General features: G+C 66.8%; 26 protein-coding genes. 13 read left to right on the forward strand and 13 right to left on the reverse strand.

Annotation, left to right across the window (positions count from 1 at the left end):
- Positions 1–40: 40 nt before the first annotated feature.
- A complete protein-coding gene (pnuC, locus tag PX653_RS24965) occupies positions 41–601 on the forward strand; it encodes a nicotinamide riboside transporter PnuC (protein WP_277415342.1) in 561 nt (186 codons plus the stop codon).
- A 4-nt stretch (positions 602–605) separates the two neighbouring features.
- On the opposite strand, the gene PX653_RS24970 is transcribed toward pnuC, so the two are convergent.
- The 5 genes from PX653_RS24970 to PX653_RS24990 form a co-directional block, all read right to left on the reverse strand.
- The gene (locus tag PX653_RS24970) at positions 606–1,079 is read right to left on the reverse strand and encodes an SIMPL domain-containing protein (protein WP_277415343.1); all 474 of its coding nucleotides are present in this window, start codon (positions 1,077–1,079) and stop codon (positions 606–608) included.
- A gap of 40 nt (positions 1,080–1,119) precedes the next feature.
- The gene (locus PX653_RS24975; RefSeq protein ID WP_277415344.1) at positions 1,120–1,320 is read right to left on the reverse strand and encodes a hypothetical protein; all 201 of its coding nucleotides are present in this window, start codon (positions 1,318–1,320) and stop codon (positions 1,120–1,122) included.
- The gene (locus tag PX653_RS24980) at positions 1,317–2,561 is read right to left on the reverse strand and encodes a M56 family metallopeptidase (protein ID WP_277415345.1); all 1,245 of its coding nucleotides are present in this window, start codon (positions 2,559–2,561) and stop codon (positions 1,317–1,319) included. The genes PX653_RS24975 and PX653_RS24980 overlap by 4 nt, the downstream gene beginning before the upstream one ends.
- Complete coding sequence (locus PX653_RS24985) at positions 2,558–2,938, reverse strand: BlaI/MecI/CopY family transcriptional regulator (protein ID WP_277415346.1); 381 nt, start codon at positions 2,936–2,938, stop codon at positions 2,558–2,560. The genes PX653_RS24980 and PX653_RS24985 overlap by 4 nt, the downstream gene beginning before the upstream one ends.
- Before the next feature lie 105 nt (positions 2,939–3,043).
- The gene (locus PX653_RS24990; RefSeq protein ID WP_277415347.1) at positions 3,044–3,826 is read right to left on the reverse strand and encodes a response regulator transcription factor; all 783 of its coding nucleotides are present in this window, start codon (positions 3,824–3,826) and stop codon (positions 3,044–3,046) included.
- A gap of 257 nt (positions 3,827–4,083) precedes the next feature.
- Between PX653_RS24990 and PX653_RS24995 the strand changes: the two genes are divergently transcribed.
- Positions 4,084–4,575 carry a winged helix-turn-helix transcriptional regulator gene (locus PX653_RS24995; protein ID WP_277415348.1) on the forward strand — a complete coding sequence of 164 codons (492 nt, stop codon included), beginning with the start codon at positions 4,084–4,086 and terminating at the stop codon, positions 4,573–4,575.
- 209 nt (positions 4,576–4,784) lie between these two features.
- Positions 4,785–5,468, forward strand: a complete 684-nt coding sequence (locus tag PX653_RS25000; protein ID WP_277415349.1) for a DUF4142 domain-containing protein — start codon at positions 4,785–4,787, stop codon at positions 5,466–5,468.
- A 66-nt stretch (positions 5,469–5,534) separates the two neighbouring features.
- Here the strand turns inward: PX653_RS25000 and PX653_RS25005 are convergent, their stop codons facing one another.
- The 3 genes from PX653_RS25005 to PX653_RS25015 all read right to left on the reverse strand — a co-directional run bounded on the left by PX653_RS25005 (position 5,535) and on the right by PX653_RS25015 (position 7,673).
- Positions 5,535–6,035 carry an OsmC family protein gene (locus PX653_RS25005; RefSeq protein ID WP_277415350.1) on the reverse strand — a complete coding sequence of 167 codons (501 nt, stop codon included), beginning with the start codon at positions 6,033–6,035 and terminating at the stop codon, positions 5,535–5,537.
- A gap of 69 nt (positions 6,036–6,104) precedes the next feature.
- Positions 6,105–7,001, reverse strand: a complete 897-nt coding sequence (locus PX653_RS25010; RefSeq protein ID WP_277415351.1) for a protein phosphatase 2C domain-containing protein — start codon at positions 6,999–7,001, stop codon at positions 6,105–6,107.
- A 63-nt stretch (positions 7,002–7,064) separates the two neighbouring features.
- Positions 7,065–7,673, reverse strand: coding sequence for a hypothetical protein (locus PX653_RS25015; protein ID WP_277415352.1), 609 nt, complete (start codon positions 7,671–7,673; stop codon positions 7,065–7,067).
- Positions 7,674–7,740: 67 nt separating this feature from the next.
- Between PX653_RS25015 and PX653_RS25020 the strand changes: the two genes are divergently transcribed.
- The 4 genes from PX653_RS25020 (at position 7,741) to PX653_RS25035 (ending at position 12,537) form a co-directional block, all read left to right on the forward strand.
- On the forward strand, positions 7,741–8,334 hold the full coding sequence (locus PX653_RS25020) for a DNA-3-methyladenine glycosylase I (RefSeq protein ID WP_277415353.1): 594 nt from the start codon (positions 7,741–7,743) through the stop codon (positions 8,332–8,334).
- 1 nt (position 8,335) lies between these two features.
- On the forward strand, positions 8,336–10,015 hold the full coding sequence (gene mnmC1, locus PX653_RS25025) for an FAD-dependent 5-carboxymethylaminomethyl-2-thiouridine(34) oxidoreductase MnmC1 (RefSeq protein WP_277415354.1): 1,680 nt from the start codon (positions 8,336–8,338) through the stop codon (positions 10,013–10,015).
- A gap of 156 nt (positions 10,016–10,171) precedes the next feature.
- Positions 10,172–10,813: a sensor histidine kinase gene (locus tag PX653_RS25030; protein WP_307730855.1), complete on the forward strand. Its 642-nt coding sequence runs from the start codon at positions 10,172–10,174 to the stop codon at positions 10,811–10,813.
- Positions 10,810–12,537 (forward strand): tetratricopeptide repeat-containing response regulator, encoded by a 1,728-nt coding sequence (locus PX653_RS25035; protein ID WP_277415356.1) that lies wholly within the window; start codon positions 10,810–10,812, stop codon positions 12,535–12,537. Before PX653_RS25030 ends, PX653_RS25035 begins: the two co-directional genes overlap by 4 nt.
- 108 nt (positions 12,538–12,645) lie before the next feature.
- On the opposite strand, the gene PX653_RS25040 is transcribed toward PX653_RS25035, so the two are convergent.
- A complete protein-coding gene (locus tag PX653_RS25040) occupies positions 12,646–13,287 on the reverse strand; it encodes a PhaM family polyhydroxyalkanoate granule multifunctional regulatory protein (protein WP_277415357.1) in 642 nt (213 codons plus the stop codon).
- Between the two features lie 129 nt (positions 13,288–13,416).
- Between PX653_RS25040 and PX653_RS25045 the strand changes: the two genes are divergently transcribed.
- The 6 genes from PX653_RS25045 to PX653_RS25070 all read left to right on the forward strand — a co-directional run bounded on the left by PX653_RS25045 (position 13,417) and on the right by PX653_RS25070 (position 20,603).
- Positions 13,417–13,776: a hypothetical protein gene (locus PX653_RS25045; RefSeq protein ID WP_277415358.1), complete on the forward strand. Its 360-nt coding sequence runs from the start codon at positions 13,417–13,419 to the stop codon at positions 13,774–13,776.
- Between the two features lie 38 nt (positions 13,777–13,814).
- Positions 13,815–14,558 (forward strand): DUF3108 domain-containing protein, encoded by a 744-nt coding sequence (locus PX653_RS25050; RefSeq protein ID WP_277415359.1) that lies wholly within the window; start codon positions 13,815–13,817, stop codon positions 14,556–14,558.
- Positions 14,559–14,574: 16 nt separating this feature from the next.
- On the forward strand, positions 14,575–15,315 hold the full coding sequence (locus PX653_RS25055; RefSeq protein WP_277415360.1) for a DUF3108 domain-containing protein: 741 nt from the start codon (positions 14,575–14,577) through the stop codon (positions 15,313–15,315).
- A gap of 280 nt (positions 15,316–15,595) precedes the next feature.
- Complete coding sequence (locus tag PX653_RS25060) at positions 15,596–16,936, forward strand: hypothetical protein (protein WP_277415361.1); 1,341 nt, start codon at positions 15,596–15,598, stop codon at positions 16,934–16,936.
- Positions 16,929–17,774 (forward strand): hypothetical protein, encoded by an 846-nt coding sequence (locus PX653_RS25065; protein ID WP_277415362.1) that lies wholly within the window; start codon positions 16,929–16,931, stop codon positions 17,772–17,774. Before PX653_RS25060 ends, PX653_RS25065 begins: the two co-directional genes overlap by 8 nt.
- Before the next feature lie 3 nt (positions 17,775–17,777).
- Entirely contained in the window at positions 17,778–20,603 is a 2,826-nt protein-coding gene (locus tag PX653_RS25070; RefSeq protein WP_277415363.1) for an ATP-binding protein, read from the forward strand.
- Between the two features lie 153 nt (positions 20,604–20,756).
- On the opposite strand, the gene PX653_RS25075 is transcribed toward PX653_RS25070, so the two are convergent.
- The 4 genes from PX653_RS25075 to PX653_RS25095 all read right to left on the reverse strand — a co-directional run bounded on the left by PX653_RS25075 (position 20,757) and on the right by PX653_RS25095 (position 24,590).
- Entirely contained in the window at positions 20,757–21,941 is a 1,185-nt protein-coding gene (locus PX653_RS25075; protein WP_277415364.1) for an IS4 family transposase, read from the reverse strand.
- A gap of 221 nt (positions 21,942–22,162) precedes the next feature.
- Entirely contained in the window at positions 22,163–22,663 is a 501-nt protein-coding gene (locus PX653_RS25080) for a hypothetical protein (RefSeq protein WP_277415365.1), read from the reverse strand.
- 143 nt (positions 22,664–22,806) lie between these two features.
- Positions 22,807–23,298, reverse strand: a complete 492-nt coding sequence (locus PX653_RS28255; protein WP_307730860.1) for a DUF3606 domain-containing protein — start codon at positions 23,296–23,298, stop codon at positions 22,807–22,809.
- Positions 23,298–24,590 carry a type II toxin-antitoxin system HipA family toxin gene (locus PX653_RS25095; protein ID WP_277415366.1) on the reverse strand — a complete coding sequence of 431 codons (1,293 nt, stop codon included), beginning with the start codon at positions 24,588–24,590 and terminating at the stop codon, positions 23,298–23,300. Before PX653_RS25095 ends, PX653_RS28255 begins: the two co-directional genes overlap by 1 nt.
- Positions 24,591–24,720 lie beyond the last annotated feature (130 nt).

Here is a 24,720-nt window from a genome sequence, read left to right on the forward strand (position 1 = left end):
ATCCGGGACAATGGCCGATCACCCGTGAAAGGAACGCCGCGTGTCGCCACTGGAAATCGCCGCCAATGCCATCATGGCCGTCTCGATCGTGCTGGCCGGCCGCAACAATGTGCATTCGTGGTGGCTCGGCATCGTCGGCTGCGCGCTGTTTGCCGTGCTGTTCCACGACGTGCGCCTGTATGCGGACGTGGCATTGCAGGTCTTTTTCATCCTGACGTGCATCGTCGGCTGGGTGCAGTGGCGGCGCGGCGCCGGCGGGACGCCGCTGCCGATCACGTCGGCCAGCGTGCGCTCGCTGGCGCAGCTGGGGCTGGCAGGAATTGCGGCCACCGTTGCCTATGGCCTGATGCTGCACCGGTTCACCGACGCCTATGCGCCATTCATCGATTCGGCCGTGCTGGCGTTTTCCGTCATCGCGCAGTTCCTGCTGATGGGACGCCGTATCGAGACGTGGCCCGTCTGGCTGCTGGTGAACACGATCTCGGTGCCGCTGTATGCCAGCCGCGGGTTGCACCTGACGGCCGCGCTGTACGCGGCGTACTGGGTCAATGCGGTGGTGTCATGGTGGTGGTGGCGGCGGCAGATGCGGGCCGCCACCTGACGCCTTATTGCAGCCGGAATATCGCCGTCACCGCCTGCGCGAACGGGATCGACGGCGGTACCGCGTAGTTGGCCTTGGCGGGCGCGGGCGGCGGGGATTCGCCGCCGCCCGCTTGCGCGATGAACGGCGCCGACAGCTTGTCCAGCTGGCCGCGCGTGATCGCCATCGCCGGTCCGAGCTTGCGGCGGAAAGAGTGCGCCAGCGCGCTGCCGTTGGCGCGGGCGTCGTCTGCGGCCTGGCGCATCAGGTCACGATTGAGCTGGTCGCTGTCGCTGCGGTCGAACGAGACGCCCAGGCTGTCCACATGCTCGGTCGCCAGCAGCGCGGCGACCAGCGCCGGCCAGCGGGCCAGGTCGCGCACCTGCACCCGGTAGTGGCGCGTCAGCACGTAGGCCGTGGTGGCGCCGTCCGCCGCCGGCTTGCTGAGCGCGACCGTCTTCTTGGCCAACTCCGCGCTGTCGACGTCGGCGGCGGCCACGCCATGCTCGGCCAGCAGTGCCGCGATGGCGGTCGACAGCTCATCGAGCGTCGGCCGCTGCCGCGCTGGTGTGCTGCGTGCCCGTCTCGAACCGCAGTTCGCCCAGGTCGGGTGCCAGCCATGCCTGCGCCTTGCCGGCAGTGGAGACTAGCGGATAGGCCGGCAGCTCCGCCGCTTGCGCGAGCGGGCCGGCCAACGCCAGCAGCGATGCCAATCCGGCGGCGATGGCCGGCCGCCTCATTCCGGCGCCCAGACGTACTGCATCATGTTCCACGCCTTGACCGGCTTGCCGGCGCTGCTGGCCGGCTGGAAGCGGCACTTGGCGATGCCCTCGCGGGCCGCTTCGTCGAGTGCCGGATGGCCGCTCGACTTGCGCACCTGGGAGTCGGCCACGCTGCCGTCGCGCTCGATCAGGAAGCGCAGCGTGACGGTCCCGCTCTGCTTTGCCGCCAACGCCTGCGCCGGCCAGGCGGGCTTGGCGCACGAGGCGAAGTCGATGTTGGCCTGTTTCTCGGGCTTGTCCACCGGCGCATCGGCGTTGGCGTGGGCCAGGCCGGCCACGCAGGCGCCGGCCAGCAGCAGTGCGGGCAATGCGGCGGCAAGGGAAGCGGCGCGGTTGCGGCGTGGGACGGGGCGCAGCAGTCGGGTGATTCGGTCCATGGTGTCTCCTCCATTGGCCGCGAGGGCCGGTTCGGGGTGGGTGAACTGGCGTTTCTCCAGTTCGGAAAGGGCGAGTGCCAGCCGGCGCGGCCCGCCGGCGTGGGCCGCGGCAAGCGCGTCGGCGATCAGTTCGCGTTCGCGGCGGATGCGGCGCGACAGCCACCATACGGCCGGGTGGTAGAACAGCACCGTCTCGATCGCGTTCTGCAGCAGGTTGACGAGGTAGTCATGCCGGCGCACGTGGGCGATTTCATGGGCCAGCAAGGCATGCAGCAGCTCGGGCGGCAGGCCGGACACCAGGCTGGCCGGTACCAGCACCACGGGCCGCCACCACAGCGCCGTGACGGGCCCGGCCATCCCGTCGACAATGCGCAACCGCACGGCGCGCCGCACACCCATGGCCTGGGCCAGCCGGGTCAGGCGTGCCTGCCACGCCGGATCGCGCGCGCCGACACGGGCGGCCCGGCCGATCCAGGCGAGGCCCAGGGCAGTGCGCAGCGCCAGTGCCACGCTGCCGACACTCCAGGCGGCCACGATCCACGCCATATAAGGTTGCAGGACCAGGGCGCGCACGGTGGCCCCGGCGGCTTCCCTGGCGGGGTGGGCATCCAGTTCCGCCATGCCGCCTCCCAGGCGCAGGCCGAATTGCGCCAGCGGCCAGGCCGCGCACAGCACCAGGCCGGTGCAGGCCGCCAGATAGCGTGCCTGCGGCGTCGCATCGCGCAGCAGTGCCAGCACGGCAGCCGTGGCCAGGCCGATCAGCGCGCCCTGCCAGACGAAGTGGACGAGCGTCCAGCCGAGGGCGTCCACCAGGGCGTTCATGCGTCGTCCTCCTTCAGCATGCGTTCGATTTCCTCGCGCTCCTTGCGCGAGATGCCCGTCTTCAGGGCCGCCAGCACGAGCGCCTTGGCCGAGCCGGCGAAGGCGCGCTGCAGCAGGTCCTGCAGGAGGCTGGTCTGCAACGCGTCGCGCGGCTGCGCTGCCGCGTAGACGTGGGAGCGCTGGCTGTCGTCACGGATCAGGAGCCCCTTGCCGTGCATGACCTGCATCAGGCGCAGCACGGCACCGTAGGCCAGGCCGGGTCGTTCCAGCCGCATGGCTTCGTGCACCTGCCGCGCCGTGGCGGCGCCGAGCGGCCACAGTACCTGCAGCAGCTCCAGTTCGGCGGCAGTGGGCTTGGGAATGTCGGATCGTTGCATTTGCTGTCCTTGTCTTTTGGACAGCATAAACAAACTAGACCAAGATGTATACTTCTTTATGCAAGGTGGCTGCGGCGCGAGTTTAAGCGAGCGAAACGTATATACTTATTGGTCTAGGGCGGGGCTCTCATCCACGCTGCCGTGGCGGTAGGCACTGGGCGTGATTCCCATCTTCTCGCGAAAGGCGGTGGCGAAATTGCCGGCGCTGCGGAAGCCCACCAGCAGGGCGATGTCCTGGATGTCCATATCGGTCTCGCGCAGCAGCTGCAGGCCGCGCGCGATGCGCTCCTCGCGGATGAACGCGAAAACCGTCTTGCCTGTATGGGCGCGGAACAACTGGCTCAGCTTTTCGCGGTAGGTGCCCACGCTGCGGGCGATCTCGGCCAGGCTGGGCAGGGCGCCCAGATTGTCGGCGATCAGGTGCATGGCCGCCCGCACTGTCACGGCGTCCGGATCGACGGGCGCACCGGGGTCGGCTGGCGGCGGCGGCGCCCGCCGCACCAGGTTCAGGTGCACGTGGATCCGGGCTGCCAGTTCGCCGGGCGTAAAAGGCTTTGAAACAAAATCGACGCCGCCGATCGACAACCCGGTAATCCGGTCTTCGGCGGAGTCGATGCCGCTGACAAAGATAATGGGAATATCTTGCGTGATCGGATTGGCTTTTAACAACCGGCAACATGCGTACCCATCCATATTAGGCATGCGCACGTCCAGCAGAATCAGGTCCGGCCGCTGCGACAATGCGAGCTGATATCCCTGCTCGCCATTGAACGCCACCGACACGCGGTAGGGCATTTCGCTCAGCAAATCGACCAGCATGCGCTGCTCGAACGCCGAGTCGTCAACGATGAGTATATTGCGGACGGTGGCGTCGCTGGTGAGGTACATGGTGTGACTACTGCATATGAGTTTGCTGTCTATTATGCCCGCATTTAAAAATATTTATTCATTTTCGCCGCTGGCAAAGGCACTGTCGCCTCCGGCAAAAGCAGCGGATCTCGCACTGCAACATACTAGAGCCATGGTTACCCTGTGAAATCCTGCAGTCGTGACTATTCGTGAGTTTCTGGATGCCCTTTTCAGGTTAAAACATAGCCTTTACGGCTTGCAGCCTGATTCACTAAACGCAACAACAGGAGGGAAGTATGAAACATACCGATTTTGGCCTGATGCCTTGCCCGATCGCGCGCAGCCTCGGCAAGGTAGGCGAATGGTGGAGCATCCTCATCCTGCGCGACGCGTTCTATGGACTGACGCGCTTCGACGAGTTCGAGAAGAGCCTGAAGATCGCGCCAAATATGTTGACGCGGCGCCTCGCCGGCCTTGTCGCGAGTGGCCTGATGGAAAAGCGCCAGTACAGCGCCCGGCCGCCCCGTTACGAATACCTGCTGACGCAGGAAGGGCGGGCATTCAAGCCGGTACTGCTGGCCTTTATCGCCTGGGGCAACGAGCATCTGGCGCCGGAAGGCGCCAGCCTGTTGGTGGTCAACCGTGAGACGGGCGAGCCGGCCACGCAGATCCTGATCGACGCCAACAGCGGCCGCGCCATCAGCGACGAGGACTATATGTTCGCCCCCGGTCCGGCCGCCAACGAGGTGATGCGCATGCGCCTGAACCAGGCCGCCAAGCAGCTGTAGTCCGCTCCCGCCAGACATCTGTTGCCCGGGCGGCGGCCGCACCAGTTGCGGCTGCCCCGGGCTTTTTTGTCCCGCTGCCGACCCGCGTGCGGTGCGACCTTTCCCCTCCATCCAACGTAGAATGAATTTGCATACGTGAAGAAAGAATAAGACCAAACAGGATCCTGGAAGCGGCCTCTTCAATAGATGACCATCAATAGGAGAATCACATGAACAAGGCAAGGATGTGGAAGAGTTTCCTGGGCGTACCGCTGCTGGCAGTGCTGATGAGCATCGGCGCGGCACATGCGCAATCGCTGGGCAAGGCGGACGAAAAGTCGCTGAAGGACATGGCCATGGCCAATATGGCCGAGGTGGAAACGGCCAAGCTGGCCCTGCAGAAGTCGCAGAACGCCGAGGTGAAGACGTTTGCCCAGCAGATGATCGACGATCACAGCAAGGGCCTGGATGAGGTCAAGGCCGTGGCCCAGGCGAAGAACGTGGCGCTGCCGACGGAGCTGGACGCCAAGCACAAGGCTATGGCGAAGAAACTGGAAGGCATGTCCGGCGAGAAGTTCGACATGGCCTACCTGCAGAACGCCGGCGTCAAGAGCCACAAGGAAGCCAAGGCGATCGTCACGAAGGCCCAGTCGAACGCGAAGGACAGCGACGTCAAGGGCCTGGCCGCGAAACTGCAGCCGACCATCGACCAGCACATGGGCCACGTGCAGCAGCTGTCGGCCAGCCTGAAGGGCAACAGCGGCACGGCCATGGGGTCCAGCGGCGCGGGCAAGACGGGCAGCAGCGCGACCATGCCGGCATCGAAGGACAAGATGCAGAAGGCGCAGGAAGACAGCGGCAATACGGACAGCCCGACCGATCCTTCCAATCCGGCCACCAAGCCCGTGAAATAAGCAACCCAGGGGGACAGTCCCGCAGGGACAGTCCCCGCCGCATCGGCGACGCTTGGCGGGCCAGCCTCAGCTTAGCGTCTGCTCCGGCAGCTCGTCGCTGCCGTCCGGCTCGATGGCCGGTTCGATCGTGATTTCCGCCTTCAGCGAATTGGCGATGTAGCACTTGTCATGCGCCTCGTGGTGGATCGCGGCGATCTCCTCTTCGCTGGGCCACGCCCCGCCGAACACGATCTGCGGACGCAGCGTAATATTGGTGAACGCCACGCGGCCGTCCCCATTCTTTTCCAGCAGGCCGACAGCACTGTCGGTATAGCTTTCGACGACGTGCCCGCGCTTCGCGGCAATCGACAGGAAGAACAGCATATGGCAGCTGGACGTGGCCGCGACCAGGGCCTCTTCCGGATCGACATTGTCGGCGACCGACATCGGCAGCGGTACCGACAGCGGCGACGACGAGGCGGGCACGCGCAGTCCGCCGTCGAAGATCCAATCGTGTGCGCGGCTGTAGCGCTGGTCGAGGAAGGCCTGGCCGTTACGCTGCCATTCCAGTCTTGCTTCGAATTGCATGACAACTCCTGAAGAAACCCGGGCTTCCGATGGTACCGCAAGTCGCGGCCAAGGTGCGACCGGCCTGGTTCAACTGGCCGCCGGCACCCGGCACACGGCTGCCGCGGCGTCGTCGGCGCGCTTGACCGCGAGGGCGTCCGCGCGGCCCTGGTCCGCCTCAAAGGCGCGCAGCTGGGCCAGCACGCTGGCCGCGCCGTCCGCGACGCAACGGCGCGCCAGCTCGCCCGCCGTCAGCAGTCGGTAGGGGTCGACCAGCCGGTAGAAGCCGTCCGTCATCGCGATGACGGCCGCGCCGGGCGCCAGCGGCACCGTGAACGTGCGCGCCGCGATCGGCCCCTGCGGTGACAAGCACAGTATCGTGGGCGCCGCGGCCATGTTCTGTTCCACGCGCCGCGCGCGCAGCATCGGCAACAGCGCGGCCTTGCGGGCGGCCGGTTCGACGATGCCGGCCTGCGCCAGCGTGGCCACCTGGGCCTGCAGGATGGCTTCCTGCGGATTGACGTAGGGATCGAGGTCGCCGATCGATGCGGCGCCATCGAACAGCAGCGTCTTGCAGTCGCCCACGCACCATGCGTGCACGGTGTACGTGTCGCCGGCACGGAGGAAACGCAGCCAGGTCAGCGCGGCGATGGGCCAGGCGAAGGCGGGGACGGTGCTGCCGGCCGTGCGGGCGTGGAATGCGGCACGCACGCCGGCCAGCGCCAGCAACGCGCTGTCGCCTTGCGCGCGTTCGCGCCGCAGGTGCGGTTCGAGCTGGCGGCAAAATTCGTGGACGAACCAGGTCACGTCGCCGCGGGCCGGGTCGACGTAGTCGGCATCGGCCACGGACGTGGCACCGTCCAGCACCAGCACGTCGGTCACGCCAGCGTGTTCGAACACGGCGATCAGGTCTTCGTTATGGCCCGCGCTCGCACCGTCGCAGACGGTATCGAGCGCCAGCGGCGGGGCATGCGGCGCGGTGTCCATGGCCGGTTCCGGGAGTATGGTCGATCCGGCAATTCTAGCATTCGCTGTCCCGCCCCGCTGGGCTCAGGCATTGCGCCCCAGCGTCTTGCGGCCGGTGGCCGACCAATGCGGCTTGTCGCTGCTGCCGCCCACGAACTTGATGACGCCATACGTGCGCCCGACGGCGATCAGCTGCGGGTTCATGCCGGAGCGGGGCAGTTTATCGAGGATGACTTCCTTGCCGGCGGCATCGCGGATGCGCGCCACGCCGCGCCAGGAGATCGTCATGTCGATGGCGCGCCCGTCGATGTGCAGCGACACCAGCGCGGGCGCCGTGCGCAGCCCGCTCATGCCGAACGCGCCCACCATGTCCTGCGCCGCGCGCACGCTGTCCTTGGGATTCGGGTGGACCCAGCGGATCGGCACGCCCGCCATCGCGGGCACGTCGGCGGGATCGACCTTGCCGCGCGCGATCTTCCAGCTCCAGTGCATCAGGTAGGCCCGTTCGCGTGGACGCAGCGTGGCGGCGATGCGCACGCGGATATTGGCCTTGGCCATCGCCTCCAGGAAGGCAATGACGGCTTCGCGGAACGGCGGCGCCAGGTCGTCCGGCGAGCGGCTGCCGGGAAAACGCTGCACCCAATGCGCGCCGCTCAGCTCACTGCCGGCATCGGTTGTTTCTGTAGCGGACATGCCAAATTCCCCTGTCTCGTGTCTGGCTTCTTTTATACTGCGAAACTCCGAAACGTCGCGCACGACCATGCCCAATCACGCCGAACCGTCCGCCCACTACCAGCGCTGCCGCTGGGCCAATCCCGCCAACCCCCGCTACCTGGCCTACCACGACGAGGAATGGGGCGTGCCCTGCCACGACGAGCTGCGCCTGTTCGAGATGCTGAACCTGGAAGGGGCGCAGGCCGGCCTGTCGTGGGAAACGATCCTGAACAAGCGCGAGACGTACCGCGCCGCGTTCGATGGCTGGGATGCGCACAGGATCGCCGCCTATGGCCCGGACAAGGTGGCGCAGTTGCTGGCCGACCCCGGCATCGTGCGCAACCGCCTGAAGGTGGCCGCGGCGATCGCCAACGCCCAGGCCTACCTGCGCCTGCGCGCGCAAGGGCAGACGCTGGACAGCTTCCTGTGGGCCTACGTCGACGGCCAGCCCCTGCAGAACGCCGGCGACTTCCCGGCGAAGACGGCGCTGTCCGACCGCATCTCGAAGGACCTGGCGAAACTAGGCTTCAAGTTCGTCGGCTCGACGATCGTCTACGCCTACATGCAGGGCATCGGCATGGTCAACGACCATGCCGCCACGTGCTTCCGGCAGCGCGAGTGCGCGCGGCTGGCGCCCTGACATGCGCCACGTCGTCCTCGACACTGGCTTCGGCCATGGCGAACGGCTGGCCGCGGCGCGCGCCGCCGGCGCGCCGCTGCACTACATCGCCGTGCTCGCCACCTTGCCGCCGGCGCAAGCCATCGCCGACGAAACGCTGCGTGCCGCCTGGCCGACAGCCGTGGCGGGCCTGCACCGGCTGCTGCTGGACGCCGGCCGTACTACGCTCGACATCCTGCTGGGCGACGTCGAGGCGAACCTGGGCGAAGTGACGGCCCGCGTCGACGAGTTCATCGTGCCGGCCCCGCTGGCGTCGCCGCGGGTGCTGGGCAAGCTGGCGGTGCCGGATGCCCGGCTGGCCGCCTGCGACGGCGACGACGCCTGGCGCCGCGGCTTGCGCGCGGCCGGCTTTTCGTGGGGCGACGACGGCACGGCGCCGGGTTGGCTGGAAGCGCGCTACACCAGCCGCAAGCCGCAGCCGCCCCGGCCGGCGCCGCCCGAGCGCAGCGCCATCGTCATCGGCGCCGGCGTGGCGGGCAGCGCCGCGTGTGAGCGCCTGTGCGCGCGCGGCTGGCAGGTGACGTTGCTGGAACGGCATGCCGAACCGGCCACCGAGGCTTCCGGCAACCGGGCCGGCATCTTCATGCCGCTGCTGTCGCGCGACGACAATATCCCGACCCGGCTGACCCGGGCGGCCTACCTGTACGCGCTGCGCCACTGGCAGCGCCTGGGCGGGCTGTCGCCCACGGGCGCACTGATGCTGGGCGAGCAATGCGGCGTGCTGCAACTGGCGCGCGACGGCGAGCATGCGGCCTTGCAGCGCGAGGTCGTCGAACAATGGGGCTACCCGGAAGCATTCGTGCGCTGGCTCGATGCCGGCGCGGCCACCAGCCTGCTCGGTGCCGCCACGCCGTACGGCGCGTGGCTGTTCGGCCAGGGCGGCTGGGCCAATCCGGCGTCGACCTGCCGTGCCATGCTGGCCGCTTGCGGCGACCGGCTGCGCCGGGTCTTCCGTGCCGAAGCCGTGCGGCTGGAACGGCGCGACGGCCTGTGGCACGCCGTCGGCCCGGACGGTGCCGTGCTGGCCAGTGCCGTCCACGCCATCGTCGCCAACGGTGCCGGCGCGCTGACCCTGGCGCAGACAGCGACGCTGCCGCTGTACACGATGCGTGGCCAGGTCACGCACGTCGCCGCGCCGGACTTTACTGCGCTGCCGCTGGTGGTCTGCCGCGAGGCCTACATGACGCCGCCAGTGGACGGCATCGTCAGCGTGGGGGCGACCTACGACAAGGATGCCGAGCGCACGCTGCGCGCCGCCAGCCAGGAAGAGAACCTGGCGCGGGCGCGCGAGATCCTGGGGCCGGCGCGGGTACCGGACAGCCTGCCGCTGCAGGGCCGCGTTGGCCTGCGCTGCATGGCGCCGGACCGGTTGCCGCTGGTGGGGGCGCTGCCCGACTACGCGGCGCCAGGCCGGCCGGAGCGCCTGCGCGACGTGGCACGCTTGCCAAACCTGCATGGGCTGCTGGGCTACGCGTCGCGCGGCTTGATCTGGGCGCCCCTGGCGGCCGAGCTGCTGGCGTGCATGCTGGAAGACGAACCCCTGCCGCTGGAAGCGGGCCTGGCGGCGGCGCTGGACCCGGCCCGCTTTTTGTTGAAAGAGCGCAAACGCCTTGCCACCGGAAGTGTCGCAAGCGCGCCATAACCGTTGATTATTCAAGGGTTGTGAGCGTTTGCTGAATGTTGCCATGTGGCATCGCGATATAATCCGTCCACCAAAATCGCGTTGGAGTAATACAGGATGGACGATCACAAAGGCTCGCCCGAGCTGTTCATGTTTCTGGCTTCCACAGTACACGACATGAAAAATTCGATCAGCGTCCTGGGCGGCACGCTGGAGAACCTGCTCGATCACGGCAAGCCGGCGGACCAGGGCGACCCCGCCTATCCGCAGATGGCGCACATGCTGTACCAGACGCGCCGCCTGTCCGACAACCTGATGCAGCTGCTGGCCCTGTACAAGGAGGTGGGCAAGCCCACCTATCCGTTCGAGCCGAACACGGTACCCGTGCGCGAACTGGTGCAGCAGGTGGCGGGGCAGGCGCGCGTGCTGCTCGAATCGAAGCAGATCGTGCTGGAGCTGGAGTTCGATGGCGACCTGCTGTGGACCTTCGACGAAGATCTCGTCATCGGCGTGCTGGCGCATGCCGTCAACAACGCCGTACGCTACACGCGCGACCGCATCCGCCTGACGATCGCCGAACGCGACGGCATGCTGGAACTGGCCGTGGCCGACAACGGCACGGGTTTCCCGCCGTCGATGCTGGAGGCGGGCACGCTGGTGGGCCAGGGCGTCAACTTCCTCACCAACAGCAGCGGCCTGGGGTTGTTCTTCGCCAGCGAGGTGGCGCGCATGCACAAGCGGCGCCAGGCCGTCGGCGCCATCCGGCTGGAGAACGGCGGTCCGCTGGGCGGCGGGCGCTTCGTGCTGACGTTGCCATGACGACCACCTACATCACCGCCAGCGGCGCGCCCAGCGCGGACATCGCCGATGTCGACTGGGCCGAGAAGCGCTACCTGATCGTCGACGATTTCGTCGGCATCCGCCAGTTGCTGCGCGAGTCGCTGCGCAATATCGGCGCCAAGCACATCGACCAGGCGTCGTCCGGCGGCGAGGCGATGACGCTGCTGCTGCGCACCCACTACGACGTGGTGCTGTGCGACTTCAACCTGGGCGAAGGCAAGAACGGCCAGCAGGTATTGGAGGAGGCGCGGGTGCGCAACCTGATGATCCCCAGCAGCGTGTGGCTGATGGTGTCGGCCGAGAAAAGCGTGGAATCCGTCATGGGCGCGGCCGAGCACCAGCCGGACGCCTACGTCATCAAGCCCATCACGGAAGGCGTGCTGCTGACGCGCCTGAACCGCGTCTGGCATAAAAAGCAGGTGTTCCGCGAGATCGACGCGGCCTACATCGAGAAGGACTACCTGCGCGCGGCCAAGCTGTGCGACGCCCAGGTGGCGCAGCACAAGGTGCATGAGATCGACCTGATGCGCTTGAAGGCAAGCCTCTTGCTGAAGGCCGGGGAGCCGGACAAGGCGCGCACCGTCTACGAGCGGCTGCTGGAAGAGCGCGAGTACAACTGGGCGCGCACGGGCCTGGGCAGGATCCGCCTGGCCAACGGCGACCACGAGGCCGCGCGCCAGATGTTCCAGGGCGTGATCGCGGAGAACCGTTTTTATATCGACGCGTACGACCAGCTGGCCGGCGCGCTGACCTTGCTGGGCCGGCACGAGGACGCGTGCGGCGTGCTGGAGAAGGCCGCCAAGCTGTCGCCCAACTCCGTGCCGCGCCAGCGCAGCCTGGGCAACACGGCGCTGCGGCTGGGGAACATCCCGCTGGCGGAACACGCCTTCCGCAAGTGCATCGCCATCGGCGAATACTCGATCGCCCGCACGGTGGACGCGTATCTCGGCATGGCGCGCGTATGCGGCATGAAGGGCGACATCAAGGAGGCGTTGCGGCTGCTGGCGGCCGCCCAGCGCGATTTTCCCGGCGACGTGGTGCAGTTGCGCAGCAAGATCACCGAGGGCCTGGTTTACCACGAGAGCGGCGATTTCCGGCGCGCCCGCAAGTCCGGCGACGAACTCGAAGCGCTGCTGCAACGCGAATCGAAGCGCCCGCAGACGGCGACCTGTATCGAGATGGCGACCTTGCTGTTCGCGGTCGGCGTCAAGGATGCCCCAGTGGAGCTGCTGTGCCACGTGATTCGCAACAACCATGACAATCCCGTGCTGGTGGAAGAAGTGCAGAAGATCTTCGACAAGGCGCGCATGGGCGACGAAGGCATGGAATACATCGCGGGGGCGCGGCGCGAGGCCAACGAAATCATGAACAAGGGCGTGCTGCTGTGGAAAACCGGGAAGCTGGAGGAAGCGGTGGAATGGATGCGCGATGCCCGCGTGCGCCTGCCGGACAATATGCGGATCCTGTTCAATTCGGCGCAGATGCTGATCAACCACATGCAGCTGCACGGGTACGACGAGGCGCTGATGGTCGAGGCGAACGGTGTGCTGATGCACGTCGATGAGCTGGCGGCGGGCCAGCAGCGCTTCGCCCAGCTGGTGGAGCAGCTGCAGATGCTGATCCCGGGGCGGGCCGAGACGCCCGAGGCGATCGATGCGGAGATCGATGCGTTGCGGGGCGTGGCCGAGGCGCCCGCGGCTTAGCGCATGGGTCTGTCCCCGCAGGGGACTGACCCTGAAGTTGGTATGCGACGACGCAGCCTTTGCAGAACTTCGGGGTCAGTCCCCGATGGGGACAGACCCCTGCCAACGCTACTCCTTCGGCCGCGGCGCCACGCCCTTCCTGGCGGCCGGCTTGCGCGCGGCCGCATCGCCATCGGCGGCATCCGCCGGCGGCGCGCTGTTGTCCTGCGCGGTCGGCACGGGCGCCGTTGGCGAGACCTTGCCGCCCTGGTCCGGCACCATCGCCGAACTCACGGCCTGCTTGAACTGCTCCTGCAACAGGTTCCACCACGCGGTGGGATTGGCCATCTGCGCGGTCGCCGCCGCGGCGGCGTCGGGCTTCAGCATGGCCTTCGTCTCCTCGGCCGGCTTGGTGGCGCCCGTCTTGGTGGCGTCGAAGTGCTGGAAGAACGCGGCGGTGTACGGGTTGGCGTCCTGGCGGCCGGGCTGCTGCATCGCCTCGGCCATCGTCTGGCCCATCGACTTCAACGTGGCGATGGTGTTGCGCTGCACTTCCAGGGCCTGGATACTGCTGCGCAGCATGGCCGTGTTCAGGTTCAGCCAGGACTCGACCGCCTTCAGGTCGTTGATCTTCTTGTCCAGTTCATCGACGGACAGCGTGGGCGTGGCCAGGCTCGGCAGCGACATGCCGGGCACGCCCATGCTGCCCCACAGGTTCTTCACGAAATCCAGCGTATCCGTCATCGCGGCGGCGCCGGGGATATTTGGCATTTGCGGTGTGCTCATTAGTCGTCCTCCAGATGGCGATGCGCGCCTAGCGTAGCAGATTGTCATGCCGGCGGGCTGAAAAGTTGCCCGTAGCGGGAAGCAAGCGACGAACGGAGGCGCTACACTAGCGCCATGACGTCGCAACCCTTCCTCCGCCGGCATGGCCGCACGCTGCTGCTCGGCGCGGCTACCGTGATGCTGCATTACATCACGATCGACTGGCTGGCGGCGCGCATCGGCATGGCCGACGAACACCGCGAAGCGCCGCCCACCGTCAGCGCGCAGCTGCGGCTGGCGCTGCCGCAGCGGGTCGAGACCGTGCAGCGGCAGGCCCCCGTCGCGCCGCTGCCGCCGCCCCCCGACCGGCCGCTCCCAAGCCGCAGTCCGCCCCGCCGCCGGAAGGCCTGGTGGACAATGCCGGGGCGCCTGCCGGGCAAGGCGGCGCGCCGGACGACGCAGCCACGCTACAATCGACCGAGCCGGCACCGGTGACGCCGCCGTCGCCTGAACCTGCACCCGCACCGGCAACCGTGCCAGCACAGGCACCGGAACCGGCGCCCGCCCCGCCAGCCGCGCCCGCGCCGGAGGTTCCTGCGGCCGGTCGGCGGTTCCGCGTCAACGTACCGCCCCCTGCCGCGTTTGAACTGGAGGTGCAGCGTACGGATGCGGACGGACGCAAGTGGTCCGGTGTCGCGGACATGCGCTGGCAGACGGACGGCAGCACGTACAAGGTGGGCCTGAACGTGGGCATCAGCATGCTGATCGCGCGCGTCGACCTGCTGGCGCTGATCAGCGAGGGCACCATCGACGATGCCGGCATCGCCCCGGTAAAGATGACGGAGAAGCGCCGCACGCGTTCCATGACGGCCACGCACTTCCACCCGGACGAGCGGCGCATCACGTTTTCCGCCAGCGCCGCCAGCGTGCCGCTGCTGGCCGGGGCACAGGACAAGGCCACGGTGCCGTTCCAGCTGGCCGCCATCGGCCGCGGCGACGTCAACCAGTTCGCCGGCGACATCGACATCCAGGTGGGCGAGGATCGGGGAGCGACGATCTACCGCTTCCAGCTGGTGGGCGAGGAGGAGCTGGAGACGAGGATGGGGCGCCTCGTCACGTGGCGGCTGGCCCGCCCGCCGCGCCCGGGCAGCTACAACGCCCGGCTCGACATCTGGCTGGCGCCCAGCCTGGACTGGTATCCGGTGCAGATCCGCAACACGGAAGGCAATGGCGCCGTGACGACGCAGACGGTCACGAAGATTTTGCGGCCGCAGTAAACCAAAAGGACCAGCAATGCGCAGCAAGACAGCACTGACACTCATCGCGCTATTGGCCGCCGCCACGGCGCAGGCCGACGACGACCATCCCAGCGTGAAGCGCCCGGTCAACCTGCCGCCATCGGCGGAGCTGGTGTATTCGGTCAAGGCGAACAGCCACGGCATCCCGCTGGCCGGCAACGGCACGATCACGTGGCAACAGGGCGGCGGCAAGTACACCTTGCTGACGGAGGCCCGCTCCGGTATCTTCGGCAAGGTGCTGGAATACCGCAGCGAAGGCGGCGTCGACGCCTACGGCCTGGCGCCGGACAGCTATTACGAGAAGCGCATCCGCAAGGGTTCCGGCACGACGACGTTCAAGCGCGACGCCAAGGTCATCGACTTCGCCGACAACGACAAGTCGGTGCCGCTCAAGGGCGGCGAGCAGGATCGCAGCAGCGCGCCCTGGCAGTTGGCTGCGTTCGCCCGCGCCACACCGGAGAAATTCACGCCCGGTTCGGAATGGTCGATCTACGTGGCCGGCCGGCGCAGCGCCGAGACGTGGACCTTCAAGGTGGTGGGCAGCGAGACAGTGCAGACGGGCCAGGGCAGCGTCAAGGCCGTCCATTTCAGCAAGGCGCCGCCCAGGTCGAAGCAGGGCCAGCAGGTCGACCTGTGGCTGGCGCCTTCGCTGGAGTGGTATCCCGTGCGGCTGGTCTTTACCGAAGAAGACGGCGATTCTTTCGAGCAATTACTCGACAAGGTCGTCAAAAAATAGGCAACCAACCAACGGGGACAGGCACCGATCTTCGGCTCGGAGAGCCGAAGATCGGTGCCCGTCCCCTCGGGCTCTCTCCGCATTCCGCGCGGGTTTGCGTCCGGGAACTGGTATACTGACGCCCCCGCTCGGGACAGCAAGCCAATGACAAACTTGCACCGGGCCGGCCAGATACCCCCGGAGCAGAATGAGTAATACAGCGAGTAGTGCAGCAAACAAAGCAGCGGCCAAGGCAGCAGGCGATGCACCGAACGCCGCCCCGGCTGGCGATCCGACCGCCATGGAGGCCCTTGAACCGGACCAGCAGAACGAGCAGAACGCGGCGCTGCAGGCCCATTTCCACCCCCACGTTTCCGTCGACGAGATCGAGCAGGTCTTCCACCTGAAACGCGCGCAGCCGCTGCTGCAGGTGTTTACGGCGCTGTTCCATGGCGGCTTCGAGAGCGTCCTGGTGCGCCTCCTGGTGCTGCGCGAGCTGGCCAACGACACCGCCTCGTCCGCGTTCTCGCGCGCCGACATCAACACGCGCCTGGCCTACCTGTTGCCCGAGAGCCTGGAAACGGTGCTGACGCGCCTGCGCTCGAACCAGCTGCTGGCCTGGGATGCACAGCAGGGCGTCTACCGCGTGACGCCCATGGCGCGCAACGTGCTGTCCGCGATCGACAGCCTGCTGGCCCCCGCGCAGGAAGACGACCATGCGGAAATGGGCTTCCTGCTGTCGCAGGTGGCCGGCGCCCAGGCCATCGGCGGCGTCACGGTGGAACAGCTGCAGCACCTGCTGGGCCGCCTGGTCGACCTGACCGAGGAATTCCGCGACGCGATCGCGTCCGGCTCCGAGTTCCGCCTGCGCGAGTCGCAGGCCAAGTGGCATACGGCGTGCGACTGGGTGGAGAAGGGCAGCGAGATCCTGCGCGCCATCACCAGCGACGAGAACGCCGACCACGCCACGCACCGCGCCGCCCAGGCCATCGGCCGGGCCCAGAGCGCGCTGCTGAACATGCAGGGCATGTTCTCGCGCGCCCTGAACCAGATCGAACGCCAGCGCGTGCACCTGGGCCAGTCCGGCCTGTCCACCACCGACATCAAGCGCTGGCTGCTGGCGCACGAGGACCTCGCGTCACTGGCGGAAGACGCCATCGACCAGCCCGTGAAGCCGCTGTTCATCACGCCGGCCGAGATGATCGACGTGGCCGAGACGGAGCTGCTGACGGAGCGCGTCAGCGCGGTGGCCGGCGGCCTGCCGTCCGGTACCGATGCGCCGACGACGATCAACGACACCCCGGCGATGGCCAAGGAGCTCGATGACTGGCTGGCGCGCCTGTCCGACTTCGCCACCTTGAACAACTTCCCCAGCATCGCCGCCGAATCGCCGAAGGAAATCCCGGCGCACGAATCGCTGCTGCCGGCAAGCTTCGCGGTGGCGTCCTACCGCGCTTCGCTGCTGCCACTGCTGGGCGACGTCTCCGAAGCGAGCCTGCAGGGCGCCACGGCCGAACTGGCGCGCCTGCCGATCACCTTCACCCCCACCGACACGATGGTGCAGCTGCCCGACCTGGAAGTCGCGGCCATGACGCTGGCATCCCTCTCACTAGACCTGGAAAGCGGCAAGGCCGATGAATGACGATTCCCAAATCCTGATCGCGCGCCTGCTGACGCACCAGACGCTGCGCCGCGACGACAAGCTGGTCAAGCGCGCGCTGTCGGACGAACAGTTCCGCATGGAGGTCGATGCGCGCCTCCTGGCCACGGGCCTGAAGCTGCTGGACAACGTCTACGCCGACCACGTCACCTTGGCGCTGCACCGCACGATCGAACCGAAGATCTTCGGCGCGCGCGACACGTGGCAGAACAATAACTTCGGCCTGGCCCGAGACGGCGTCGCACTGCTGGTCGTGCTGTGGGCGCTGATCATCCTGCCCAAGCGCGAACGCCAGGAAACGCACCAGCACGCGGACGACGACCAGAACGACATGTTCGGCACCGACAAGCCCGTGCCGCGCGCGGAAGACACGTCCATCGGCATCCCGTACAAGGCGCTGCTGGCCGACTTCGGCGACAAGCTGGGCAAGAAGACGCGCATGGACATGAACCTGGGCATCCTGTCGAAGCTGGGCTTCATCGAGCGGCGCGGCGACATCATCGTCGAAGGCCCTCTGCTGGACCTCCTGATGGACACCGACCTGCTGAAGGAACGCATCATCAACGGCGCGCTGGCGGACGTGTTCAAGCGCGCCCCGGCCCAGGTCGTGCACATCCCGCGCGCGGCGCTGGCCGAAGCGGCCGCCGCCAATGACGCGGCCCGCGCCAGCAAGGCCTCGCGCGCCGCCACCACGATGGCACGCGAAGTCGAAGCGGCCGTGCTGGACGCCGCCGCCGCCCGCGCCGCCGCCGAAGGCGAGCAGGCGGTCGACAGCGCGGAAGGCAGCGCCGATACTCCCGAAACACCGAACGAAGGCTGAACCATGTTCCACATCAAATCGCTCGAGCTGGTCCACTGGGATTACTGGCAGCGCATCAAGAACATCCCGCTCGACGCGAAGATCATCACGATCGCGGGCCAGAACGGTTCCGGCAAGACCACCTTGCTGGACGCCCTGCGCACGCTGTTCGGCCTCGATTGCTCGATGGGCCGCACCTACAAGCACTATGCGCGCCACTCCGGCCAGCAAAGCGCATGGCTGCGCGCCGTCGTCGACAACAAGCCGTCCGGTCGCCAGCTGTCGAACCGGCCGTTCCGCGCCAGCGGCTTCTTTGCCGAGGACGAGGTCACGCTGTTCTGCCAGATCCAGAAGAACGGCGGCGACTGGAAGCGCCAGTACCTGATGCGCCCGGGGAACGTCGAGATCGAGGAAGTGACGGAAGCGAACGACTGGCTGGGCGTCGAGAACTATCGCAAGCGCCTCGCGTCGGCCGGCCTGTCGCCGGCGATGGCGAAGGTGCTGGCCCTGGAGCAGGGCGAGACGGACAAGCTGTGCGAGTATGCGCCCCGTCAGTTGCTGGACCTGGTGTTCCAGGTGTTCGGCGACAAGGAAGTGCTGGACGCGTACGACGAGGCGAAGCGCCACCAGCGCGACACGGAAGAGGAACTGAAACGCTTCGAGGCGGAGCTGGACGGCTCGCGCGCCAACCTGGAAGCGCTGCGCCTGCGCGTGGCCAACTATCACCAGTGGGAAACGCTGCACAAGGAACGCCGCAACCTGCAGGAAGAAGTGCTGCCGTCGCTGGAGTACCACGAGGCGCGCGAGAAGGCCAACAACATCGGCCGCCAGCTGCGCGAGGCGAAGAAGCCGCTGGCGCAGGTGGACCAGATCATCCTGGACAAGCGCAAGGACGTGGAACGCCAGGCCAAGCTGCTGCAGGACGCACAGCAGCAGGAGACGGTCCTCGAGCAGGAATCGACGGCGCTGCAAAGCCGCCTGTCGCTGCTGAACGCGAAACTGAAACCCCTGGACAGCCTGATCGAACAGAAGTCGCGCCTGCAGAAGCTGGCGGCCGAAGCGGGCGCCGACGTGGCCGACGTGGCCGCGCAGCTGGAAGAAAAGGAAGCGGAGCTGGCCAAGCTGCGCGCGTCGCGCGACGCGGTGTCGTCGCGCATCGCCGCCGACAAGGCGACGATCGCGGCGCTGCAGGGCAAGACGGCGATGCCGGAGCCGGACAATGTGCGCGCCATGCGCCGCGCCCTGCGCGACGCCAATATCGCGCACGCGATGCTGTCCGATATCGTCGAGGTGACGGATCCGAAGTGGCAGGGTGCCGTCGAGGGTGTGCTGGGCGGCTATGCGTCCGTCGTGCTGCTGGAGAATGCGTCCGATGCGTCGGCCGCCTACCGTCTCGCGGAGAAGGAACGCTATCGCCACTTCATCGTGCCCGAATGCGTCAAGGCGCACGAGCCGAAGAACCAGAGCCTGCTGTCAGTGGTGCGCTTCACGGCGCGCGCGCCGGAGTGGCTGATCGACCAGCTGTCGCGCATCACGCGCGTCGACTCGGTGGAAGAGGGCGCGCGCCTGGGCAATATCGAGGAATGGATCACGCCGGACGCGTACCACAAGGAGCGCCGCGGCGGGCGCTCGCTGTTCGTCGAGGTGTCGCGCTACCGCTTCGGTTCGGCCGGCCGTACGCAGCGCCAGGAAGCGATTGCCCGCAACCTGCCGGCGCTGGAGGCGGAGGAAGACAAGTTCACGCTGCAGATCAGCCGCCTGGCTTCCGAGACCAGCGCGCTGAAGGCCCGCGTGGCCGGCGTCGATGCGGTCAAGGAACTGTCGGCCCGCGCCGACGAATTCGACGAAGCCGCGCGCACGGCCGTGCCGCTGCGCTCCGAACGCCTGGAAGTGGGCACGCGCCTGGGCGAGCTGCAGGGCCTGATGAAGAATGCCACCGTGGCGCGCACGCGTGCCGACTCCGCATGGCAGGGCGCACGCATGGCGCTGTCGGAAGCGGAAGCGGGCATGCGCCTGAACTACAAGCGCCAGCTGGAGCAGCGCAGCGACCACGCCCGTGCCCTGCTGGCGCTGCGGCGCCAGTGGCGCCACCTGCCAGGTGCGTGGCGCCGTCCCGCGCGCCGCCAGGCGCTCGTCGCCCAGCACCAGAACGCGCACCAGGTCGACCTGCGCATCGCCAGCCTGCAGGCCAGCCTGGCGCGCGACGACTGGGAGCTGGACGCGACGGTCATCGACCAGTACCAGCGCCTGAACGAGCAGCTGTCCAGCCGTAAATCGGAAACGGAGGAACGCCGCTACCAGAACAACCGCGCCATCGAAGCGACGGCCAACGCGCGCGGTGCGTACATCGAGCGGCTGCGCTACACGATCAAGCAGTACGCGAAGAACATCAAGGAACTGGGCGAGCTGGCCAATATCGAGGTCAGTGCCGACCCGGTCAAGCTGGAGAACGACGACCTGCTGCTGTCGCAGGCGGGCCTGCACGTGCGCTTCAAGTTCGACGGCAAGGGCGTGATCGGCATGAACGACGGCGAAGCGTCCGGCGGCCAGCAGGTCATGAAGTCGCTGGTGCTGCTGATTGGCTTGCTGAAGTCCGAAGACGGCTCCGGCGGCTTCGTGTTCATCGACGAACCGTTCGCCCACCTGGACATCCGCAACATCCAGCTGGTCGGCGAGTTCCTCAAGAACACGGATGCGCAGTACCTGATGACGACGCCGCTGACGCACAACACGGACGTCTACGATCCTTCCGAACTCACGCTCATCACGAGCAAGAAGAAGAAGGACACGCAGTGGGCGCAGCCGATCTTCGTGCTGCAGCGAAGGAAGCCGGAGCAGGCTGCCGCCTGATTGCCGTTGAGACGCCTCTCACTGCGAAGCCGCGCACTGCGCCAATGCCGCCAAGCCAGGCTAGCCACTGGCGGGCCGCTGGCATAAATCAACCCCACCGCAAAGAGCCGGGGTCAGACCCGGCGGGTCTGACCCTGAGCCTTCCCCTCATTTTTAATAGATGAGTACTAGACTAGCCAGCTCCTGCATAGCTTCGCGGAGCTGGCTGTGCGTCAGCCTTCGATACCTGACGTCGGCGAGCCATTGGCGAGCTAAGGAAACGATAGACACAGTTTTCGCGGATTTGGGTTTGCTGCCGTAGCGCATACGATAGCCCCGACTTTGCGCAACGATGCCGATGATCCATAGGGCGAAGCTGAGCAAGGTCCCGATAAGAAGTAATGCGGCGAGACGCTTGGGTTGGCGTGTTTGACTGTGGCGAATCCCCATCCCCCACCGCGGGTTTTTGAGGTCGCGGAAAGTCTGTTCGATTTGCATGCGACAGCTGTATAAGGCGACGATCTGTTTTGCACGCAGCTTCGATAGCCCTGGTGAGACGGACAACAGCCAGGGTTCGGATTGTCCCTTACGCTGTTTGTTGCTGTGATGGCTGCCGGCGTCATTGCCGAAGACGGTCAATTTCTTTCGTCCTTGGGGCGACTTCTTCACCAAAGTCAGACGGCATTTCACCAAGCGCGATTGGGTATGTTCGAACCGTCCCAAATCGCGTGGGACCTTAGTGGCGTGAGGGTAAAGCTCTTTGCAAGGCTGCCACTTCGTGGTGCCTTCTGCGCGAACCGTGTCGAGATTACGAATTCTACCGATCCAATCGTAGCCGAGCTCGCCGAGCATCTGGAACCAAGTCCCCCGAAAGCCCGCGTCGGTGATGATCACTGGACTGCGGTGTGGAGGCAGTACCGTCCGTAGAGTCTCCAGGAAACGATGATGGACTTGTCTGCTGCCATACGACTTGGTCGGATGCAGCTCCTCATAAATCGTGATCGCACGGCCCTCCACCACCACGGCGGCGCGCAGCAAATGCTGACTTACATCCGGCAGCAAATCAGACCAATCGACGATCACTGCAATGCGCTCCTGATGCGGCAGGAGGTGGTGCGCCAAGGCCTTGAAGATGCTTACCCGCTCCTTGGCCAAGTGAGCGCTACTTAGAAGGCGGTCGATGCGCTTGATCCGATAGCGTAGGCTTACTTCACTTTCTAGCGCCTTGCTCATTCCCATCATTGCCAGCCCGCCGCTGCGGGCCGCTTCGACAGCATCGGCCAAACATCTCCGCCGTTTGGCGTGCATCGCGGAGCACTGATCGGCCAAAAACTTCTGTATGATTTGCTGTGCATGCATGGTCTGTGCCTTTCATTCGCAGTTTAGTCGCTACGAATAAAAGGGCTAACACAGCCATGCATGCGCCGTTTTTGGGATTGAAAGTTAACAGCTTCCGCTTCCGTTTACAACAGAAATTTGTGGGGAAGGCTCAGGGTCTGACCCCAGTTCCTGGTCCTGGGTTCAAGGACAGGTGACCGGCTCGCTGATGCATACGCCTTCCCTGCGCGGCTTTTTTTTGTTCAACGCGGGCATCTGACGACGCGGTCGCGTGGGCCGTCGCGAAACGGGTCGCGCCCGGCGCTGGGGCCGAAGCCGTCCCGCGTCACGCAATAGGTGCCGGCCGGCCCGCTGACTTTGCTGAGTGGGCGGCCGTCCGCCGTCTGCAGTTCCTCGATCGTTGTGGTGCGTGGCCGGGCGGCCGCGGCGATCGCATTGCCCAGGCTTTGCTCCAGCGTCAGCGGTGGCGATAGCTTGGTGGCCGGCATGTCGGAAGCGAGGCGGCGCGCGCTGGCCTTGGCGCGATCGAGCAGGTCGGGGAGGTCTGGCGCGTTCTCGACCGGCGGCGCTGCAGGAACGGCAGTTTCCGCGGCGACGACCGACACGGCCGGCACCGCCGCTATTGCGTGCGAGCGCTGGCGGCGCGCCGTGGGCGCGGCTGGCGCAGCCGCTTTGTGCTCCTGCGGCACCACCGGCGGCGCCGCGACGTTGACGAAGACAAGCGACGAATAGGACGGGGGCACGGTCGCCGAAGATTCCTGCCGTTGTGGCTGCCACGACAAGAATGCGCCCACATGCACACCAGCCAGCAAGGTCAAGGTCGTTATCCGGCGCCATGGCGCCGGCTTGGCCCCGCCATAGTCGCGCTGGGGCATCGGCGGCGCCATCAGCGGACTGCGGCCAGGTATCGCCGCACCGCCGCCACCGTCGGCCCCACCGCCTGCACCGCGGCACGCAGCGCCGCTGCGCTGACGCCGAGTTCGCTGGACCAGAAGTCCATTTCCCAGGCGGCGTCCACGTCGATCCGGCTGCGGTCCTGCGCACTGCTGGCGGGTTGCGGCGGCGGAGGTGGCGCCGTCTGTGGCGCGGCACCCGTTGCCCCGAGTGCGACGGCGCCAAGCCCCAGGCCCATCGGCCGCAGCAGCTTTTCGACGGTCGCCAGCGTCGGGCTGGTGGCTTCCCTCTCGATATCGGCCAGTGCGCGGGCGGAGACGCCGCACAGCTTCGCATATTCGGCAATCGTCAACCGCAACGCGGTGCGGGTCTTGCGGATCACTTGCGGAATCGGCGTTGCCGGCCGTGCTGCCAGTTCCTCCACCAGCGCGCGGCGGGCGGCCAATGCCTCTGCCGGAGTGAGTGGCTTGTAGCGCTTGTCCATTACAGCGCTGCCACTTGTTCGCACACGTGGCGCCAGGTGCGTTCCAGCGGGGCCAGGAAGGCATCCTCGATGCCCAGCGCGCGGGCGTCGTCGAACAGCCGCGCGAGAGGCGCCGCCATCGTGCGCACGCCCGCCCGGACCAGGCGGTTGTCGAGGTGGGCCGCCTCGCTGGCCTGGTCGATCGCGCTGGCCCAGTCGGGAGCGCCGCCATCGTCGCGCAGCCAGCGCATGCGTCGCGCGATGCCATCGGGGTGCAACCACATCGGCGCGAAATCGAACAGCGGCGTCAGGCCGATCGTGCCGTCGGGGCTGCGGCGAATCGCCGTGTTGCGGGCATGGTTGTCCCGGTTGCCCAGCGCGACATTGGCGATGTCGCGCTTGACGTATTCGATCACGTCATGCACCGGGTCGGCAACGACTTCGGCCAGGCGGCGGCACGCCTCGTTGTGCGACGGCGCTGCGCCGAAGCCCGCAATGCCGCACAGCGACGCGATGCTTTCCTGGCCGTGGCGGACGACGCGCCCGTCGATGCATGCGCGATCGAAGCGCGGGATGAACAGGGCGCGTTCGCGCAGCACCAGTTCGCCATGCACGTCGAGCCCCAACCCTTGCGCCAGTTGCATGTACGGCGCTTCCAGGCGCAGGATGTTTGCCAGGCCCGGGTCGGTGCCGCGGCCGAACTTGACGATGTAGTGCCGCTGCGCCAGCTCGTCCGGCAGCGTGTGGTCGAGGTAGAGCAGGCCGTCCGACGCCTGGGTCAGCAGGATTTTCGGCCACTCGCCCTGCACACCGGAGGAGCCCGCGAGGAACAGCCCATGCTGCGCGAGGTATTCGTTGAAGTCGCCAGCGCGATGGGCCACTTCGTCCATCGTGAAACCGCGCGTCGTGCTGCCCGTGCGGGCGATTACCCACTCATGGGCTTGCTTGACCCGCAGGTTGCCGATGGGGTTACCGGCGCCGGTGCAAAGCAATTCCCAGTCCGCTGCAGGGCCGGTCGCCTCGTTGCGGTCCAGTTGTTTCAACAGTTCGGCCCGGCCGTAGCCCTGGGGCAACAGGTCGATCAGGAATGCCGGCCAGCTGGGGTTGGCATGCGGCACCAGATCGACCGGAAAGTTGGCGGACAGCGCAGCGGCATCGCGCCTGGCCCAGTAGGCGACGACGTGTTGCGGCAAATAAGCGTGGAAGGTTGCCGCCGCGATGCCTTTGTCGGGATCGCCCGTCAGGTCGAGCGCCGCCGCGTCCTGCCAGAGACCGTCGAGATAGAGTTGCAGATAACAGGTCAGTATTCCCATTTGGGAGCCATAGTAGCATAAATAGGCCACATTCCCGCGCTATTGAAGATACTAAGCTGCCTAAGTAGCGGTTTGAAAGGCTAGCCAGTTGTAATAGTTTGACTTGCGCCAGTACCCGTCTATAATTTCT

The organism is Pseudoduganella chitinolytica, assembly GCF_029028125.1.
GTDB lineage: Bacteria > Pseudomonadota > Gammaproteobacteria > Burkholderiales > Burkholderiaceae_D > Rugamonas > Rugamonas chitinolytica.